The 19,446-nt window shown below is 31.3% G+C and carries 19 protein-coding genes; 17 read left to right on the top strand and 2 right to left on the bottom strand.

Features of this window, described 5'->3' with window-relative positions; all coding sequences use genetic code 11:
• Positions 1–27: 27 nt before the first annotated feature.
• Positions 28–1,122, top strand: coding sequence for an acyloxyacyl hydrolase (locus tag KO494_RS10285; RefSeq protein ID WP_215967517.1), 1,095 nt, complete (start codon positions 28–30; stop codon positions 1,120–1,122).
• A gap of 70 nt (positions 1,123–1,192) precedes the next feature.
• Positions 1,193–1,939: a head GIN domain-containing protein gene (locus KO494_RS10280; RefSeq protein ID WP_215967516.1), complete on the top strand. Its 747-nt coding sequence runs from the start codon at positions 1,193–1,195 to the stop codon at positions 1,937–1,939.
• Positions 1,940–1,991: 52 nt separating this feature from the next.
• On the opposite strand, the gene gldA is transcribed toward KO494_RS10280, so the two are convergent.
• On the bottom strand, positions 1,992–2,885 hold the full coding sequence (gene gldA / locus KO494_RS10275) for a gliding motility-associated ABC transporter ATP-binding subunit GldA (RefSeq protein WP_215967515.1): 894 nt from the start codon (positions 2,883–2,885) through the stop codon (positions 1,992–1,994).
• A gap of 277 nt (positions 2,886–3,162) precedes the next feature.
• On the opposite strand from gldA, the gene KO494_RS10270 reads away from it, so the two are divergent.
• The 12 genes from KO494_RS10270 (at position 3,163) to rlmN (ending at position 14,115) form a co-directional block, all read left to right on the top strand.
• The gene (locus tag KO494_RS10270; protein WP_215967514.1) at positions 3,163–3,993 is read left to right on the top strand and encodes a prephenate dehydratase; all 831 of its coding nucleotides are present in this window, start codon (positions 3,163–3,165) and stop codon (positions 3,991–3,993) included.
• A complete protein-coding gene (locus tag KO494_RS10265; RefSeq protein WP_215967513.1) occupies positions 3,990–5,132 on the top strand; it encodes a pyridoxal phosphate-dependent aminotransferase in 1,143 nt (380 codons plus the stop codon). Before KO494_RS10270 ends, KO494_RS10265 begins: the two co-directional genes overlap by 4 nt.
• 2 nt (positions 5,133–5,134) lie before the next feature.
• A complete protein-coding gene (locus KO494_RS10260) occupies positions 5,135–5,992 on the top strand; it encodes a prephenate dehydrogenase (RefSeq protein ID WP_215967512.1) in 858 nt (285 codons plus the stop codon).
• Positions 5,993–6,087: 95 nt separating this feature from the next.
• Complete coding sequence (locus tag KO494_RS10255) at positions 6,088–7,170, top strand: bifunctional 3-deoxy-7-phosphoheptulonate synthase/chorismate mutase type II (RefSeq protein ID WP_215967511.1); 1,083 nt, start codon at positions 6,088–6,090, stop codon at positions 7,168–7,170.
• A 70-nt stretch (positions 7,171–7,240) separates the two neighbouring features.
• Positions 7,241–8,185, top strand: coding sequence for a ribosome small subunit-dependent GTPase A (rsgA, locus tag KO494_RS10250; RefSeq protein ID WP_215967510.1), 945 nt, complete (start codon positions 7,241–7,243; stop codon positions 8,183–8,185).
• Between the two features lie 155 nt (positions 8,186–8,340).
• Positions 8,341–8,793 carry a D-aminoacyl-tRNA deacylase gene (dtd, locus tag KO494_RS10245; protein ID WP_215967509.1) on the top strand — a complete coding sequence of 151 codons (453 nt, stop codon included), beginning with the start codon at positions 8,341–8,343 and terminating at the stop codon, positions 8,791–8,793.
• A gap of 92 nt (positions 8,794–8,885) precedes the next feature.
• Entirely contained in the window at positions 8,886–9,584 is a 699-nt protein-coding gene (locus KO494_RS10240; RefSeq protein WP_215967508.1) for a DUF3858 domain-containing protein, read from the top strand.
• A complete protein-coding gene (locus tag KO494_RS10235; protein ID WP_215967507.1) occupies positions 9,585–10,109 on the top strand; it encodes a metal-dependent hydrolase in 525 nt (174 codons plus the stop codon). It begins immediately after the preceding gene.
• Positions 10,100–10,426, top strand: a complete 327-nt coding sequence (locus tag KO494_RS10230; RefSeq protein WP_215967506.1) for a nucleotide pyrophosphohydrolase — start codon at positions 10,100–10,102, stop codon at positions 10,424–10,426. The genes KO494_RS10235 and KO494_RS10230 overlap by 10 nt, the downstream gene beginning before the upstream one ends.
• Before the next feature lie 36 nt (positions 10,427–10,462).
• Positions 10,463–11,689, top strand: a complete 1,227-nt coding sequence (locus tag KO494_RS10225; protein WP_215967505.1) for a 3-phosphoshikimate 1-carboxyvinyltransferase — start codon at positions 10,463–10,465, stop codon at positions 11,687–11,689.
• A 101-nt stretch (positions 11,690–11,790) separates the two neighbouring features.
• Positions 11,791–12,840 (top strand): tRNA preQ1(34) S-adenosylmethionine ribosyltransferase-isomerase QueA, encoded by a 1,050-nt coding sequence (gene queA / locus KO494_RS10220; protein ID WP_215967688.1) that lies wholly within the window; start codon positions 11,791–11,793, stop codon positions 12,838–12,840.
• Between the two features lie 234 nt (positions 12,841–13,074).
• A complete protein-coding gene (gene rlmN, locus KO494_RS10215; RefSeq protein WP_215967504.1) occupies positions 13,075–14,115 on the top strand; it encodes a 23S rRNA (adenine(2503)-C(2))-methyltransferase RlmN in 1,041 nt (346 codons plus the stop codon).
• Between the two features lie 52 nt (positions 14,116–14,167).
• Here the strand turns inward: rlmN and KO494_RS10210 are convergent, their stop codons facing one another.
• Positions 14,168–15,001: a T9SS type A sorting domain-containing protein gene (locus KO494_RS10210; RefSeq protein ID WP_215967503.1), complete on the bottom strand. Its 834-nt coding sequence runs from the start codon at positions 14,999–15,001 to the stop codon at positions 14,168–14,170.
• Positions 15,002–15,601: 600 nt separating this feature from the next.
• Between KO494_RS10210 and KO494_RS10205 the strand changes: the two genes are divergently transcribed.
• From KO494_RS10205 to KO494_RS10195, 3 genes are all read left to right on the top strand, one after another.
• Complete coding sequence (locus KO494_RS10205; protein ID WP_215967502.1) at positions 15,602–15,760, top strand: hypothetical protein; 159 nt, start codon at positions 15,602–15,604, stop codon at positions 15,758–15,760.
• On the top strand, positions 15,747–18,350 hold the full coding sequence (locus tag KO494_RS10200) for an alkaline phosphatase family protein (protein WP_215967501.1): 2,604 nt from the start codon (positions 15,747–15,749) through the stop codon (positions 18,348–18,350). Before KO494_RS10205 ends, KO494_RS10200 begins: the two co-directional genes overlap by 14 nt.
• 75 nt (positions 18,351–18,425) lie before the next feature.
• Positions 18,426–19,403, top strand: coding sequence for a polyprenyl synthetase family protein (locus KO494_RS10195; protein ID WP_215967500.1), 978 nt, complete (start codon positions 18,426–18,428; stop codon positions 19,401–19,403).
• Positions 19,404–19,446 lie beyond the last annotated feature (43 nt).

Here is a 19,446-nt window from a genome sequence, read left to right as displayed (position 1 = left end):
TATACTTTTGCGCTCTAACTAAATGAAATGAAGCGTTTATTAACCTACTTTCTTTGTGTGTTTTGTACTTGTGTTTTTGCGCAAGAAAAGAAAACTACAAATTCTTATTTTGATGTAAATTATTTTACTGGAAACATTGCTGTACATAATGATGATATTACGCATTTAATTCAAGGACATCCTGAAGGTTTTATTTTAAGCTGGAATAAGAAAACTTTTGGAGAAGAAGATTGGCAACAACGCTATAATTATCCGGAATACGGATTGTCATTAGGATATCAAGATTTTAAAAATAGTGTGCTTGGTAATAATTTTTCGGTATATGCACATTATAATTTTTACTTTTTAAAGCGAAATTTAATGCTTCGTATAGGGCAAGGTTTAGCTTATGCAAGCAACCCTTATGATAAGGTTGAAAATCATAAAAATGTTGCTTTTGGTTCTACTATTTTAAGTAGTACTTATGCCATGATAAATTATAAAAAAGAGCGTATTTTTAATCGTTTTGGAGTACAAGCAGGATTGTCTCTTTTACATTACTCAAACGCCAATGTAAAAGCACCTAACACAAGTGTAAATACTATAGCTTTTAATGTTGGTGTTACTTATAATTTAGATCAAGAAGATGCAGAATATATAAACACGTTAACTAAAGAAAAATTTACGCAACCTATACAATACAACCTTGTATTTAGAAGCGGTGTAAATGAAAGTGATGTTGTAGGTAGTGGTCAGTTTCCTTTTTATATACTTTCGGCTTATGCAGATAAACGTATAAACCATAAAAGTGCATTGCAATTGGGTGCAGATGTTTTCTTTTCTAATTTTTTAAAAGAATATATAAAGTATCGAGCAGCAGCTTTTCCTGAAGAAGGAGAAGATGGTAGTGCAGATTATAAACGTGTTGGTGTTTTTGCTGGTCATGAGCTGTTTATAAACAAAATGTCTGTAGTAACACAGTTTGGGTATTATGTGTACTATCCGTATGATTTTGAAGGGAGAACCTATTTAAGAATAGGAGCAAAACGCTATTTTGGCAAAAAATGGTTTGCAGCATTAACCTTAAAATCACATGGTGCAAAAGCAGAAGCTGTAGAGCTTGGTGTGGGAATTAGGTTGTAATTAGAAGCGTAAATTGAATAAAAAAAACTTCCCTTTTTTTGGGGAAAGGTGTCTCAAGGATAGAAGGGTTATGAAAAACTACATATACATATTTATTACATTAATGCTGTTTTCCTGTAATAGTGAAGATGCAAATGATTGTTTTCAAAAAACAGGCGAAATTATTCAGGAAGAAGTAGTTTTACCTTCTTTTGAAAAAATTCTGGTAAATAAAGATATAGAACTTATTCTTAAACAAGATGTAGGTTTTGAAGTTGTTATTGAAACTGGTGAAAATTTATTAAATGATGTAGAAGCTATTGTAGTAAATAACGAGCTACAACTTACAGATAATAACTCTTGTAACTATGTGCGTGATTATGGCATAACCAAAGTATATGTAACTGCACCAGATATTACAGAAATTAGAAGCTCTACACAATATGATATTTCTAGTGATGGAGTTTTAAATTATGCTAATTTAAAATTGTTTTCAGAAGATTTTAATGCACCAGGAAGTATTACTGTTGGTGATTTTAAACTACAGGTGAATTCGCAAAATGTAAATGTAGTAGGCAATAATATTTCGTCTTTTTATATTTCTGGTAGCACGCAAAAATTATACGTTGGTTTTTTCTCAGGAACAGGACGTTTTCAAGGCGAAGATTTAATAGCGCAAGAAGTGCAAATTTACCATAGAGGAACTAATGATATTCTTGTAAATCCGCAAGTTTCCATTAGCGGAGAAATTAGAAGTACAGGAGATGTTATTTCTTATAACCAACCAGCAATTGTTACAGTAGAGGAGTTTTATGATGGACGTTTGATTTTTGAGTAATTTTAGGATACGTTTTTAGTAACAAAAACAATATGGTTAGTTTTTTTAATTCCTAATTCGTTAACTCTCTAAACAAACTCTCTAAACTCGCGTTTTTTTGATTTAGTTGTAAGATTTTTAACTCGTTATCATGTGCAAAATCAAATACGTGAGAGCGCATATCTTCTGCAGTAGCAAAAGTGATTTCATAAATAAAATCGTGTGTGTTTTTTACGCTTTTTACCTTTGGTAGTTTTAGTAAAAAGGCATCTTCTACTCTGTAGTCAAACTCTACAATAACAACTTGTTCTTTGTCGTCACGAAGTTCTTTTAATGTTTTATTGGCAACAATTTCACCTTTATTAATAATAATTACTCGGTCACACATAGCTTCTACTTCTTGCATAATATGTGTAGATAGGAAAACGGTTTTTTCTTTACCAATACTCTTTATCAAGTTTCTAATATCTACTAATTGGTTTGGGTCTAATCCAGTGGTAGGTTCGTCTAAAATTAAAACATCCGGATTGTGTAAAAGCGCATTGGCCAAACCAACACGTTGTCTGTAACCTTTAGATAATTGTTCTATTTTTTTATGTGCTTCAGGAGTTAAGCCAGTAAGCGCTATAACCTCATTAATTCTATTTTTACTTACACCATATACTTGCGCATTAAAAGCAAGGTATTCTCTCACATATTGGTCTAAATACAAAGGGTTGTGTTCTGGTAAATAACCAACACTTTGTTGTACTTGCTTGGTGTTATTATTTACATCGTGCCCATTTACCTTTGCTTCTCCTTCTGTAGCTTCTAAATAGGTAGTTAATATTTTCATCATTGTAGATTTTCCTGCACCATTAGGACCCAGAAAACCAACAATTTCAGGTTTATTAACTTTAAAAGATATTTGGTTTAGCGCTTTTTGCGTTCCGTATACTTTAGAGATGTTTGTAACTTCAATAGACATGTGTAAATAGTTTCTTCAAAAATAATAGTAATTATATAATTTAATAGATTAATAACTACTAAATCTTTAAAAATTAAACATAAAGCAAAAAAAACTATTTCAACAATTTTGTTATTTCATATAATTAATTACATTAGCCACATAATTATGAGTATGAAAACAAATTTTACATTTTATAGCTGGTTCTATTTCTTTTTTAAATAAAAGGCGAGACGTTATATATGTATATTAAATATAAATTAAACAACAAGTCTCGAAATATCGAGGCTTTTTTTTTATGATAAAATCTGTAGCAATTCAAGGAGTAAAAGGGTCTTTTCATCATATTGTTTCTGAGCAATATTTTGGAAATCAAATGAATGTGAAAGAATGCTTGACTTTTGATGCAACTGTTGAAAATCTTTTAGATAAAAAAGTAGATGCTGTAATCATGGCTTTAGAAAACTCTATAGCAGGATCTATAATACCAAATTATGCTTTAATTGATAATAATAATTTGCATATAGTTGGCGAAAAATATTTAGATATACAGCACAATTTAATGGCTTTACCAAACCAAAGTATAGCAGATATTAAAGAGGTGTATTCGCATCCTATGGCATTGTTACAATGTAAAGAGTTTTTTAAAAAGCATCCACACATAAAGCTAATAGAAGATAAGGATACTGCTGAGGTTGCACAACGAATTCATAAAAATAAATTAAAAAATGTAGGAGCTATTGCAAGTGTTTTAGCAGCAGATATTTTTGAATTAAACATTTTAGCAAAGAGCATTCAAACTATAAAACTAAACGAAACGCGCTTTGTTATTGTAAAACGGGAAAACCATGAATTTCCAGAAAGTGAAATTAATAAAGCTTCGGTAAAATTTGAGTTAGAACATAAAAGAGGAAGTCTGGCAACCATATTAAATGTAATGAGCGATTGTAAGTTAAGTTTAACAAAAATACAATCCTTACCAAAAATTGAAACTCCTTGGAGTTATGCTTTTTTTGTGGATGTTACTTTTGATGCCTATGCAGATTACAAAAAAGCAAAATCTATATTACAAATTATGGCACAAGATTTTAAAATATTAGGCGAATATAAAAACGCAAAGCAATCATGATACAAGTAGCAGATAGATTACATACCGTAGAAGAATACTACTTTTCTAGAAAATTGCGTGAAGTAAACTTGCTTAAAGCTAATGGTAAACCAATCATTAATTTAGGAATTGGTAGTCCAGATTTACAGCCACCAGCAAAAGTGATTACTGCAATAGCAAACAGTTTTCAAGATGCAAGTGCGCATAAATACCAAAGTTATCAAGGGTTACCAGAATTACGTGAAGCAATTACTCAATTTTATAGCCAGCAATTTGCTGTACATGTAAGCCCAACAACAGAAGTGTTACCATTAATGGGAAGCAAAGAAGGTATCATGCATATTTCTATGGCTTTTTTAAATGCAGGTGATGCGGTGCTTATTCCTAATCCTGGTTATCCTACTTACGCTTCGGTAACTAAATTATTAGGAGCAAAACCAGTGTATTATAATTTAGAAGAAAGTAAAGGTTGGCTTCCAGATTTAAAAGCATTAGAGAAATTAGATTTAAGTAAAGTAAAAATCATGTGGCTTAATTATCCGCATATGCCAACAGGAACAAAAGCTACACAGCAGTTGTTTGAAGATGTTGTAGCCTTTGCCAGAAAACATGATATTTTAATAGTAAATGATAATCCATATAGTTTTATTTTAAATAATAAACCAACAAGTATTTTAAGCGTTAGTAAAGCCAAAGATGTTTGTTTAGAGCTTAACTCCCTTAGTAAAACATTTAATATGGCTGGTTGGCGAGTAGGAATGGTTTTAGGAAACGCAAAACATATAGAAGCAATAATAAAAGTAAAAAGTAATATGGATTCTGGTATGTTTTACGGCATACAAAAAGGAGCAATAGAAGCTTTAACATGTTCTGCCATGTGGTATAATAGTTTAAATAGCGTGTATAATAAAAGACGTGAATTAGTCTGGAAACTAGCAGATGCTTTAAATTGTACGTACAATAAAGAAGCCTCAGGATTATTTGTTTGGGCAAAATTACCACCACATTTTAAATCGGAAGAATTTATAGATATGTTACTTAAAGAAAACCACATATTTATAGCGCCAGGAACCATTTTTGGAACACAAGGAGAAGGATACGTTAGGTTTTCATTGTGTGCTTCGACAGAGGAATTAGAAGAAGCACTAGCAAGAATATAATTATGAGTGTAAAAAATATATATGTAATTGGCGTAGGGTTAATAGGAGGAAGCATTGCTAGAGATGTAAAAAACTTAAATCCTAACATTAGTTTGTTTGGTGTAGATTCTAATCCAACACATTTAAAAGAAGCTTTAGAACTTAAAGTTATAGATTTTAAAGCCACATTAAAAGATGTAGTAAACGCAGATTTTGTAATACTTTCAGTTCCTGTAGATGTAGCTGTAAAATTATTACCAGAAGTACTAGACCTGGTGTCTGATGATGCTTTGGTAATGGATGTTGGCTCTACTAAAAGTGATATTTGTAAAGTAGTAGAAAATCATGAAAAACGTAGAAATTTCCTGGCAACACACCCTATAGCAGGAACCGAATTTTCAGGCCCTAAAGCAGCATTGTTAGGTCTTTTTAAAAGCAAGACAAACATTATATGCGAAATAGAAAAAACAGCCTTTAAGCTTCAAGAAAAAGCTTTAACTATTTTTCAAATTATGGGCATGCGTATTCGTTATATGAATCCTGAAGCACATGATAAACATATTGCTTACGTTTCGCATTTATCACACATTAGTGCTTTTATGCTAGGAAAAACAGTAATAGATAAAGAAAATAATGAACGCGATATTTTTGATATGGCAGGAAGTGGTTTTGCTTCAACAGTACGTTTGGCAAAAAGTAGTCCTGCTATGTGGACACCAATTTTTAAGCAGAATAAAGAAAATGTAATTGAAACTTTAGAAGAATATATAAGCAACCTTACGCATTTTAAAGAAAAGATTCAGAAAGAAGATTTTGAAACTGTTTTTAAAGAAATGGAAAACACCAATAGAATAAAAGACATATTAAACGGAATAGAATAACACATTACAAAACGCAAAAACTAAATACCAATTAAAAAGGAAAATAGCGTATCGCTTTTGGAATTTGGAATTTTATTTTTGGAATATTTAAAATTATGGAAAACAAAAAAGAATTAAGAACATGGTTAGATGACATGAAATTAGATCATCCACTAGTAATAGCAGGACCATGTAGTGCAGAAACAGAAGAACAAGTTTTAAAAATTGCACATCAGTTAAAAGACACTGACGTAAATTACTTTAGAGCAGGAATTTGGAAACCAAGAACAAGACCAGGAAATTTTGAAGGTGTTGGAGCATTAGGTTTAAACTGGCTAAAAAAAGTAAAAGAAGAAACAGGAATGAAAACCTGTACAGAAGTTGCTAATGCAGCGCATGTAAAATTAGCATTAGAAAATGATGTAGATTTACTATGGATAGGTGCACGTTCTACTGTTAGTCCATTTATCATGCAAGAAATTGCAGATGCTTTACAAGGAACAGATAAAATTGTTCTAGTAAAAAATCCGGTAAATCCTGATTTATCTTTATGGTTAGGTGGTATTGAAAGGTTATATACTGCAGGTGTTAAAAACCTAGGAGCAATTCATAGAGGTTTTTCTACGTACGAAAAATCTAAATACAGAAATATTCCAGAATGGCAATTAGCTATTGAGTTTCAAAACAGATTTCCAGACATTCCTTTAATTAATGATCCTTCACATATTACAGGAAAAAGAGATATGATATTTGATGTATCACAAACAGCATTAGATCTTAATTTTGATGGTTTAATGATTGAAACACACTTTGATCCAGATAACGCTTGGAGTGATGCAGCACAACAAGTAACACCAGATTCTTTAGTGCAAATAATGCAAGATTTACGCATTAGAAAAGAAACAGATCCTGAGGCTGCATACAACCAAGAACTTAATAATTTAAGAGCTCAGATTGATGTGGTAGATAATCAAATTATTGATTTATTAGGAAAAAGAATGAAAGTAGCAGATGGCATTGGCGCACTTAAAAAGCAAAAAAATGTTTCTGTTTTACAAAGCAAACGATGGAACGAAATTCTTGGTAAAATGGTTCTTGAAGGAGAGTCTAAAGGATTAAGTGAAGAGTTTATTTTACGTATGTTTAAAGCAATTCATCAAGAGTCTATAAATCATCAAGAAAAGATTTTAAAAGCTTAATAATTAAAAGGCTCGCATTTGCGAGCCTTTTTTATTGTATTACAAATGCATATTATGCATCTTTGCAATAATGAAAGGACTAGTTTACAAATCTACAGGGAGTTGGTATACCGTAAAAACAGAAAACGGTAAGACTTATGAATGCCGTATTAAAGGAAAATTTAGACTAAAAGGGATAAAAAGTACCAACCCAATTGCTGTTGGTGATCATGTAGATTTTGAGTTAGAAACTAAAAACGATACAGAAACAGGTGTCATTAATTATATTCACGACCGTAAAAACTATATTGTTCGTAAATCGGTAAACCTTTCTAAACAAACCCATGTTATTGCTTCTAATATAGATCAGGTGTTTTTGTTGGTTACTATAGATAATCCGCCAACATTCACTTCTTTTATAGATCGTTTTTTAGTAACTGCAGAAGCTTATTCTATTAAAACCATTCTGCTTTTTAATAAAATAGATGTGTATGATAAAGAAACGCTTGATGAAGTACGTTATTTAGCACATATATACAGGTCTATTGGTTATGAGTGCATTGGTATTTCTGCAACTACAGGTAAAAATGTAGAAAAGGTTAAAAGCATGATGCAAGATAAAGTAAGTATGTTTGCTGGTCATTCTGGTGTTGGTAAATCTACACTTGTAAATGCAATAGAACCTAACCTAGACTTAAAAACAAAAGAAATTTCTACACAACATAGTCAAGGACAACACACCACTACTTTTGCCGAAATGTTTGACCTTAGCTTTCATGCTAAAATAATAGATACTCCAGGAATAAAAGGATTTGGTATTGTAGATATGGAAAAAGAGGAAGTAAGTGATTATTTTCCAGAATTTTTTGCACTAAAACAAGATTGTAAATTCAATAACTGTCTACATATTGAAGAACCAAAATGTGCTATTAAAAAAGCAGTAGAAAATGATGAAATTGCCTACTCACGCTACAGAAGTTATGTAAGCATTATTGAAGGAGAAGAAGAACATTACAGAACAGATAATTATAATTAATTTCTGCAAAGACAGTTGTCTCTTAGGTTAATAACATAAAAACAAATTCCTGCTTTTGTAAGAAGGCTAATAAAAAGGTTTAATAAGAAGGTAGTAGATTTATAACAATGAAATAACAAAAAATGAATTGCATTAATTGTTAGAGAATTTTAATTATGAAAGCAGTTATACAAAGAGTTACTCAGGCAAGCGTTACTATTAAAGATAAACAAGTTGCATCTATAAACCACGGACTATTAATTTTGTTAGGTATTGTTCCTAAAGATACCCAAGAAGACATCAAGTGGTTAACTAATAAAATAACAAACCTTCGTATTTTTAATGATGCAGAAGGTGTAATGAATACTTCATTATTACAAAGTAAAGGAGATGTTATTGTAGTAAGCCAATTTACTTTACACGCAAATACCAAAAAAGGAAACAGACCAAGTTATATTAAAGCGGCAAAACCAGATATTGCTATTCCTTTGTATCAAGATTTTATTAGCCAGTTAGAAAAAAATCTTGGTAAAGCAATACAAACAGGGGAGTTTGGTGCAGATATGCAAGTAGCACTTTTAAATGACGGACCAGTTACTATTATAATAGATACAAAGAATAAAGTATAACAAATATTGCTGCTATAGAACTTACAGAAGGAATTGTTTTACTAGATGCTTCAAGTACATACGCAACCGCAAATATTTTGCCTAACCATGTATTGAACTGGCAAGGAAGAATGATTAGAGAAGATAAAAGTTCTACTTGGGTGAGTTTAATGCCTAGCCAAAACTCAAAACAAATAAACTTTTTAAATGCCACTATTCATGAAGACTTATCTGTTACAGGTAAAGTAAGAGAGCAATTAACTAATCATTTTGCATTATCACATAGAGAAGATTTTAATGCCTTTAGTGAAGAACAATATGTATTATCTATTGAAGAAGGAAAAGGAGATATAGAAGTAAGCAATATAGATGTAAAGTCTAAAAACGAAACAAGTAAACCTATTCTTATTTCTTACGAATATAGTTTAGATAACGGAATAGAAGAAATAGCAGACAAACTATACTTTTCTTCATTACTGTTTTTAGCTCCAGAAGAAAACCCGTTTAAACAAGAAACTAGAGAATATCCTATAGATTTTACTTACCCTGTTTCCGAAAAAAATGTAATAAATATTAAAATACCTCAAGGTTATCAGGTAGAATCTTTACCAGAAAATCAAAAAATTCAATTTAATGTTAATGATGGTAGTTTTACCTATTTAATAAAACATACAGGTGATTTATTACAGATAACTACCAATTTAGATATTAATAAAATAATTATTATGCCTCAGGATTATTTGGAGTTTAAGAAGTTTTTCGATTTAGTAATAAAAAAACAAACCGAACAAATAGTGCTTAAAAAAGTGTAAATGGCATCAATTTTTGGTCATGGTTTAGTGGCATATACAACAGCAAAAGTAATAGACTCTAAAACCAGTACATTACTTTTGCTTTTAGCAATAGGCTGTGCAATACTACCAGATATTGATGTTTTGGCATTTAAATTAGGAGTGCCTTATGTGCATCCTTTAGGGCACAGAGGCTTTACGCATTCTATACTATTTGCAATATTATGGAGTGGCTTATTGGCTTTTATCTTTGGCAAAAACAGAAAACAAATCTTCTTTATCGTTTTGTTTTTATCTACAATTTCTCATGGCGTATTAGATGGCATGACAACAGGAGGAAAAGGAGTTGGTTTTTTTATTCCTTTTCAAAACTCAAGATATTTTTTTCCTTGGCAAGTAATTAAAGTTTCACCAATTGGTATTAAGCAATTTTTTTCAGAATGGGGAATGCAAGTAATTATTAGCGAATTAATCTATATTGCTATTCCTTGCAGTATAATTTTAATAACTTTGTCTATTGCAAAAAAGAAAAAAGAATGGACATAAAAAATGCACAATTAGAAGTAGATAACTGGATTAAAAACCATGGCGTTCGTTATTTTAATGAACTTACTAATATGGCACAACTTACAGAAGAGGTTGGCGAAGTAGCACGAATAATTGCAAGACGTTATGGCGAACAAAGCGAAAAAGAAAGCGATAAAAATAAAGACCTTGGCGAAGAATTAGCAGATGTTATGTTTGTAGTATTATGTTTAGCAAACCAAACAGGAATTAATTTGCAAGAAGCTTTTGATAAAAAGCTAGACATTAAAACAAAACGCGATCACGATCGTCATCAAAATAACGAGAAATTAAAGTAATCTGTCATTCCTTTAAAAACAGGAATCTTTATTATTATGAATATACACCTTCAACAATCAACCATTGCTAAGCAGTCTGCTATACAAATAACAGGTTCTAAAAGCGAATCAAATAGATTACTGTTATTACAGGCGTTGTACCCAAATATTACTTTAGAAAATCTGTCTAATTCAGACGATTCTAAAGTGATGCAAAAAGCATTAACGTCTCTAGAAAATGTAATAGATATTCATCACGCAGGAACAGCAATGCGTTTTTTAACAGCTTATTTTTCTATTCAAAATAATAGAGAAGTAACACTAACAGGTTCTTCAAGAATGCAAGAAAGACCTATAGCTATTTTGGTCGAAGCACTAAGCCAGTTAGGTGTAGCAATTAGTTACCAAAAAAACAATGGCTATCCTCCAATAAAAATAAAAGGAAAACAAATAACAAAAAATAAAGTTACTCTAAAGGCAAATGTAAGTAGTCAATATATTTCGGCCTTATTGCTAATAGCACCAAAATTAGAAAACGGTTTAGAGCTTACTTTAGATGGAGAAATAACCTCTATTCCTTATATAAACATGACCTTGTCTTTGCTAAATGAAATAGGCGTAGAAACCAGTTTTACAAACAATATTATTACTGTAAAACCAAAGGCTACTATTCAAAAACATCAAGGGTTAATAGAGTCAGATTGGTCTTCTGCATCGTACTATTATAGTATAATTGCAATGAGTGCAGTAGGTACAAAAACAACACTAGCTTCTTATAAAGAAAACTCCTTACAAGGAGACGCTTGCTTAGCAGATATTTATAAGCAGTTTGGAGTTGAAACTACATTCCATCAAAATAAAATAACACTTAACAAAATAACAAGCGTTAGTCCAGAAACGTTAATTTCTTTAGACTTAAAAAATGCGCCAGATATTGCACAAACCATTGCTGTAACCTGTTTTGGTTTAGGTATAGCTTGTGATTTAAAAGGACTTCATACATTAAAAATTAAAGAAACAGACAGGTTGGTAGCTTTAAAAACCGAAATTGAAAAATTAGGAGGTAAAGTAAACATTACAGATAAAACCTTGCAACTCGAGGTTTCTAATACCATTAACAAAGATATAAAAATAGCAACCTATCAAGATCATAGAATGGCAATGGCATTTGCACCATTAGCCTTAAAAACGTCTATTATTATTGAAGAAGCAGATGTGGTTTCAAAATCATATCCAACATTTTGGCAAGACTTAAAAGCTATTGGTTTTAAATTTTCTGAATAATAATTAGCTATTTACTTGACAACCCCTACTTTGAGATTGTATATTTGTAATCTTGTAAAATACATTACATAACCTAATACTACTACATGCAAAATTATAAAATGAAGTTGTCTCACTTTCAGTTTGAGCTTCCAGAAGAGTTATTGGCAGAGCATCCAGCAGAAAACAGAGATGAATCTCGCTTAATGGTTTTAAACAGAGAAAAACAAACTATTGAACATAAAATGTTCAAAGATCTTATTGATTATTTTGAAGAAGATGATGTTTTAATACTAAATAATACCAAAGTTTTTCCTGCTCGTTTATATGGTAATAAAGAAAAAACAGGAGCGCGTATTGAAGTGTTTTTGTTAAGAGAACTTAATGAAGAGCAACGTCTTTGGGATGTACTTGTAGATCCAGCACGTAAAATACGTATTGGTAATAAATTATACTTTGGTGATGATGAAACCTTAGTCGCAGAAGTAATTGATAACACCACTTCTAGAGGAAGAACCTTACGTTTTCTTTATGATGGTTCTTACCAAGAATTTAGAAGAAAACTTACAGAGCTTGGTGAAACACCATTGCCAAAATATATAAAAAGAGATGTAACTCCAGAAGACGAAGATCGTTACCAAACAATTTTTGCAAAAAACGAAGGAGCAGTAGCAGCACCAACCGCTGGTTTACACTTTTCTAAACACCTTTTAAAACGTTTAGAAATAAAAGGAGTAGACTTAGCAGAAGTAACACTTCACGTTGGTTTAGGTACCTTCAACCCTGTTGAGGTAGAAGATCTATCTAAACATAAAATGGATAGTGAAGAAGTAACAATTACTTCAGAAGCAGCAGCAATTATTAACAATGCTAAAAAGAATAAAAAACGTATTTGTGCTGTAGGTACAACTGCCATGCGTGCTATAGAAAGTTCGGTTTCCTCTAGTGGTACTCTTAATGAGTTTGACGGTTGGACCAATAAATTCATCTTTCCACCTTATGATTTTAGTATTGCAAACTGCATGATTACAAACTTTCATACACCAAAATCAACCCTGTTAATGATGGCTTCAGCCTTTGCAGGACATGATTTTATACTAAAAGCATACGAAGAAGCAATAAAAGAAAAATACAATTTTTATAGTTATGGTGACGCCATGTTAATCATTTAATAACAAATTGTAACCTATATAAAGCCTCTTTTTTAGAGGCTTTTTTTTATGGCATTACCCAACTACGCTTAAGCTACGTTGCGTCGCGCTTTCACTACTCGCTCTCTGCGAGGAGCTCAAACAAACCGTTCTATCGCTAATGCGCTTCCTCATGGCAAGTGCACAAGTTCAAAACTAGTAATAGGTTCATCTAAATTCGTAAATAGTAAAACGTTTCACTACTTTTGCAAAGCTATGGCAACAACAAAAAAAGACATTAGAGCATTAAACAAAGAACAACTAAGAGAATTCTTTGTAAAACAAGGCGATAAAGCCTTTCGTGGTAATCAAGTATATGAGTGGTTATGGAGCAAGTCTGCACATACTTTTGAAGACATGACAAACCTGTCTAAAGAAACCAGGCAAATGCTAGAAGATAACTTTGTTATCAATCACATACGTGTAGATACCATGCAGAAGAGTAATGATGGTACCATAAAAAATGCAGTGCGTTTACATGATGGCTTAATTGTAGAATCGGTATTAATACCAACAAAAACAAGAACCACAGCATGTGTTTCTAGTCAAGTAGGTTGTAGTTTAGACTGTAGGTTTTGTGCAACAGCACGATTAAAACGCATGCGTAACCTTAATCCAGATGAAATATATGACCAGGTAGTTGCTATAGATAATGAAAGTAGATTATACCACAACAAACCATTAAGTAATATTGTTTTTATGGGTATGGGAGAACCGCTCATGAACTATAACAATGTACTAAAAGCCATAGATAAAATTACATCACCAGAAGGTTTAGGCATGTCGCCAAAACGAATAGTAGTTTCTACATCTGGAGTGCCAAAAATGATTAAAAAAATGGCAGATGATGAAGTAAAGTTTAAACTAGCCGTTTCTTTACACTCTGCAATAGATGAGGTACGTACTTCTATCATGCCGTTTAATGCTACCTTTCCTTTAAAAGATTTACGTGAAGCTTTAGTGTATTGGTACGAAAAAACAAAAAATCGAATTACGTATGAGTATGTAGTTTGGCGAGGCATTAATGATACTAAAGAAGCTGCAGAAGCATTGGTGCAGTTTTGTAAGTTTGCGCCAAGTAAAGTAAATTTAATAGAATACAACCCAATAGACGATGGCGAGTTTCAGCAAGCAGATAGTGCTGCTACTGATATGTACGTTTCTATTCTAGAGCGTAATAATATTACAGTAACCGTAAGACGATCACGAGGTAAAGATATTGATGCGGCTTGTGGGCAACTAGCAAACAAGAAATAAAAAAAGCTTCCTAAATTTAGGAAGCTTTTTTTATACTAGTAATAAAATCGTTTTATAAAACAATTTTCTTTCTAGTTGCAGTTTTAGTAAAAGAGTCTGTAAGTTCTACAATATAAATACCGTTAGATAAAGATTTCGCTTCAATAACATAAGTATGATCGTTAATAGAACCATTTAACACAGACTTACCTGTAATGTCATAAAGTTTATAATCTGTGTTTTCTGGTAAATTGTATAGTGCTATAGATTTATTTAAACTCACAATCTTTACCTCGTTAATAGCATTTTCAGCGATACTTAGTGTTTGCCCAGCCTCAATAGATTCTCCAGCAACAGAATTGTATGCGTAATCTTTAATTAGCCATCCAGAACCAGAATCTTGATTTACATCTAATCTTGCCCAACCATAATGTGTTGCGCCAGCAATTTGAAAACGAAGTCCTAAATATTTATCAGTAACTCCACACCATTGACTACTAAAATAATTACAACTGTTATAGTTCATAGTCTTGTAATAATTATTTCCTGGAAGCCATGAAGTTTGACCGCTACTTATAGTTGCTCCTGCATCTAAAGCAAATGGGTAATCAAAAGAAGAATCAATTCCTAAAATACCTCCATTAGAGGAGTTAGGAGCAGCAAATAAATTATTCACAGCGCCACCAAAGGAACTTGCAGAAAAATGTCTTATAGAAAAATCATCAGTTCCATCGTTATCCATATCCAATAAATACTGTACGCCTGCACCTCCTTCATCAGGAGTAATATCTGTGTAAATAATTTGGCCGTTAGCGTCAGCAACACCAGCAATAGCAGCTGTTAGCGCTCCGTATTGAGCAAGTCTTTTTGTTAAATTATTTGATTTTTTTAAAGTAGTTTTTTTCATATTTCTGCTAGGTTTTAATTAATATCTTTGGTTGTATATAATTCTATTTTAATAGAAAAACATGTAACAATCTAATAATTAATATTTTGTAAAACAAATTGTATTTCTGAAAACAGTAAGAAACAATTAAAAATTGTTAAATAAATAAACTTTTGTTGTTACAATTAAAGAATCCTTAAAAGTGTAAGCTTATAGAAGTGTTAGAATACGAGTTTTTAAATTAGTGAAATATATAATTTAAAAAGTAGTTCAAGTAAAGTTAAATCAATTACTTTGTGTGTAGTATAAAAACAATAAAGCCTTTTGTAATACTATTTTTTCAACTTTAATTTAATAAAAGATATCAACGCTTTTAAATAAGGTATTCTATACGTATATAGCTTATTAAAACAGTTTAATGATTAGCATTTGTAGTAGCAGTACATGTTGCATATTTTATTAATGGATTCCTGAAATTTTTAGGATTTTTCATGTAGTTTTTTTCATACATCTTCTAGGTTTTAACTAATATGTTTTGTTGTTTTACAATTCAGGTAAAAAAATAATAATATGTAGCATGTTTATATTTAGTGTGTTATTAAAAATAGTTCTACGTAAAAGATGACAAAAAAAAATAAGAATTTATCAAATAATAAATCTTATACCATCCCTATTGAAGGATCTTTAGGTTTGTTAGCTTATGGAGATATTGGTTTAAGAGCTTGGAGAGAAGTAAAACAAAAAAATAAAGCAGAAAAAAACGTAGATGAAGAAAAATAAAGTGCTTTTAATAGGTTGGGATGCTGCAGACTGGAAAATAATTTGGCCTTTAATTGCTAAAGGTGAAATGCCTGCACTTAAAAAATTAATTAGTAAGGGTGTTTACGGGAATATGAGTACTATGAACCCTCCTTATTCACCAATGTTATGGTCTTCTGTGGCTACAGGAAAGACACCAGATAAACATGGTGTTCTTGGTTTTATAGAACTTATGCCAAACCTAAAAGGTATTCGTCCTGTTACTACTAACTCTAGAAAAGCCAAAGCAATATGGAATATCCTGCACCATAAAGGATATAAAAGTAATTTAGTAGGTTGGTGGCCAAGTTTTCCTGCAGAACCTATTAATGGAGTTGTCGTATCTGATAAGTTTCAAAAAGTAAATAAAGACCCAAGTAAAAAAAATCCAATAATTAAAGGTGCTATTCATCCAGAATCACTTACAGATAAAATAAAAGATTTAAGAGTGTTTCCTTATGAGATTACAGAAGCGCATATTAAGCCTTGTATTCCTAAAGCTGCAGACATAGATCAAGAAAAAGACAATGGTTTGGTTTCTTTTGCTAGTATTTTAGCTGAAAATTCTTCTGTTCATGCAGCTGCAACTAATTTAATTCGTACTACAGAATGGGATTTTACAGCTGTATATTATGATTTAATAGATCATTTTTGTCATGCTTTTATGAAATATCATCCTCCAAAATTAAACAGTATACCTCAAAAATCATATGATATTTATAAAGACGCAGTAGTAAGCGCTTATAAAATTCAAGATATGATGTTAGAGCGAACCATGGAGTTGGTAGATGACGATACTACCATTATAGTGATGTCTGATCATGGTTTTGAATCTGGAAACAAACGTATTTTAAAAATGCCAAAGTATCCAGCAGCTCCTGCTTTAGAGCATCGCCAATTTGGTATGTTTGTAGCTGCAGGACCTAATATTAAACAAAATGAAAAAGTATTTGGTCTAGGGTTAATAGATATAGCTCCAACCATTTTGCATATGTTTGATTTGCCAATAGGTAAAGATATGGATGGAAAAGTAGCATTAGATATTTTTAAAAAACCAACCGAACCAAAGTATTTAGATAGCTGGGAAAACGTAAAAGGTGATTTTGCACAACACGAAGGTGTTAATGATTCCAATTCGTTAAGTGACCAAGAAACCATGCAACAATTGGTAGATTTAGGCTATATAGATAAGCCAGATGAAAAAATTGAAACGGCTATTTTAAAAACAAAGTGTGACTTAAAACATAATTTAGCTAGAGTGTTTTTAGGTAAAAAAGACTTTGAAAAAGCAAAAGAATTGCTTCTTGATTTAATAAATGATTCCTATCCTACGTATCAAGAAAGTGACTTAAAGGGTAAAACTGAAAAGGAATTAAAACAACAAGATTTAAAAGTTGGCGATTCTATAGTGGATGTGATTCCCTATTATATGGATTTATTATCTATTGCTTTAATTCAAAATCAATTTGAAAAAGCCGAGTATTATTTATTGAAATTAAGAACATTAGATAAGAAATTTGAAATCAACACCTATTTTTCTGAAGCTAAAATTTTAGTTGGAAAAGGAAAAATTAGAGAAGGATTAAAAGTGCTTCAAATAGCTAAAGATAAAGGGCCTAATTCTGAAGTTTGGTATCAAATAGGTAAAATTCACACAAAATTAAATCAATTTGAACAAGCAAAAACTGCTTTTGAAAATGCATTAAAATTTGAAATAGATCGTGCAAAATATCATCAAGCTTTAGCTGCTGTTTTAATTCGTTTAAATGATTTTGAAAATGCTGCAGATCATGCTCTTACAGCAATAGAATTGGTTAAGTATTATCCAGCAGCGCATTATGTTTTGGGAGAAGCTCTAGAAAAATTAGGCGATCTTGATAATGCAAAAATAGCTTATGAAACTGCTGCAAAATTAAAACCTGTAGAACATGTAAGAGCAGAAAAAGCCATTGAAAATATAGAAGAAAAACTTAGTGAACCTACTAATTTAACAGATAAAGCAGCATATAAATACAGAGAAGACCAAATAGTAATTGTATCAGGTTTGCCACGTTCTGGTACTTCTGTCATGATGCAAATGCTACATAATGGTGGAGTAGATGTACTAACCGACGGAAAGCGAAAATCGGATGATTCTAACCCAAAAGGCTATTTTGAGTACGACCCTGTAATGGCCTTGCATAAAGACAATTCTTGGTTAAATAAAGCACAAAATAAAACCGTAAAAGTAGTTGCGCCTTTACTTAAATTTCTAGATCCTAAGTATCGTTATAAGGTTATTTTTATGAATCGAGATTTAACAGAAGTAGTGAAATCACAACAAAAAATGATTGGTAAAAACCCAGACGTATTGCCTGTTACTTTATTTGAGGCATACCATAAGCACTTAAACCAAGTAGAAACCTGGAAAGATAGAGAGCCAAGTGTAGAACTTATTTATGTAAATTATAAAGATGTGCTTTTTAATACCGAAGCGGTTTTAGATAAAGTAACTTCTTTTGTTGGTGTAGATTTAGATAAAAAAGAAATGGTAAAATGCGTTGATACTTCGTTATATAGAAACAAAGTCTGATTTTTAAGGTGTAAAATAGCATATCAATAGCATTTTTAGTACGTTTGTTGTTCTATATTTTATATCTTTTTTCTATTGAAAATTGTAGAACAAATAAAACAACCTATTGCCTATGAGATGGAACTTTTTGAACAAAAGTTTCAACTCTCTATGTCTTCTAAAGTAGCATTACTTAACAGAATAACACATTATATTGTAAACCGAAAAGGAAAACAAATGCGACCAATGTTTGTGTTTTTGGTTTCTAAAATGGTTTCTAATGGTGAAGTTAGTGAGCGAACATACAGAGGTGCTTCTGTTATAGAACTTATTCATACAGCTACTTTGGTACATGATGATGTGGTAGATGAAAGTAATAGGCGTCGTGGTTTCTTTTCTATCAATGCCTTGTGGAAAAACAAAATTGCCGTTCTGGTTGGTGATTATTTACTTTCAAAAGGATTACTGCTTTCTATAGATAATAATGATTTCGATTTACTAAAAATTATCTCTATTGCAGTTCGCGAAATGAGTGAAGGAGAACTACTTCAAATTGAAAAGGCTAGAAAACTAGACATTACAGAAACTGTTTATTACGAAATTATAAGACAAAAAACAGCAACCTTAATTGCGGCTTGTTGTAGTCTTGGTGCAGCATCTGTAAAACCAGAATCTGAACACGTAGAAACCATGCGTAAGTTTGGAGAACTCATAGGTATGGCTTTTCAAATAAAAGATGATTTGTTTGATTATGGTAAAGAACAAATAGGGAAACCAACAGGAATTGATATTAAAGAACAAAAAATGACCTTGCCTTTAATTTATGTGCTAAATCAAGCAAACAAAAAGGATAAAAAATGGTTAATCAATTCTATTAAAAACCATAATAAGGATCAAAAACGAGTGAAACAAGTTATCGCTTTTGTTAAAGATAATGGAGGCTTAGATTATGCTGTTTCTAAAATGAAAGCATTTCAAGAAGAAGCACTACAAATACTTCAAAAATATCCTGATAATCAATACAGAAACTCACTAGAACTTATGGTGAATTACGTTATTGACAGAAAAAAATAATCTATAGGCAACCTTTCTTATTCTTTTTGCGTCTTTATAAATA

This window comes from Lacinutrix sp. C3R15 (assembly GCF_018860825.1).
Classification (GTDB): domain Bacteria; phylum Bacteroidota; class Bacteroidia; order Flavobacteriales; family Flavobacteriaceae; genus Oceanihabitans.
The sequence above is the reverse complement of the archived record's forward strand: the minus strand, read 5'-3'. Positions and strand labels throughout refer to the sequence as shown.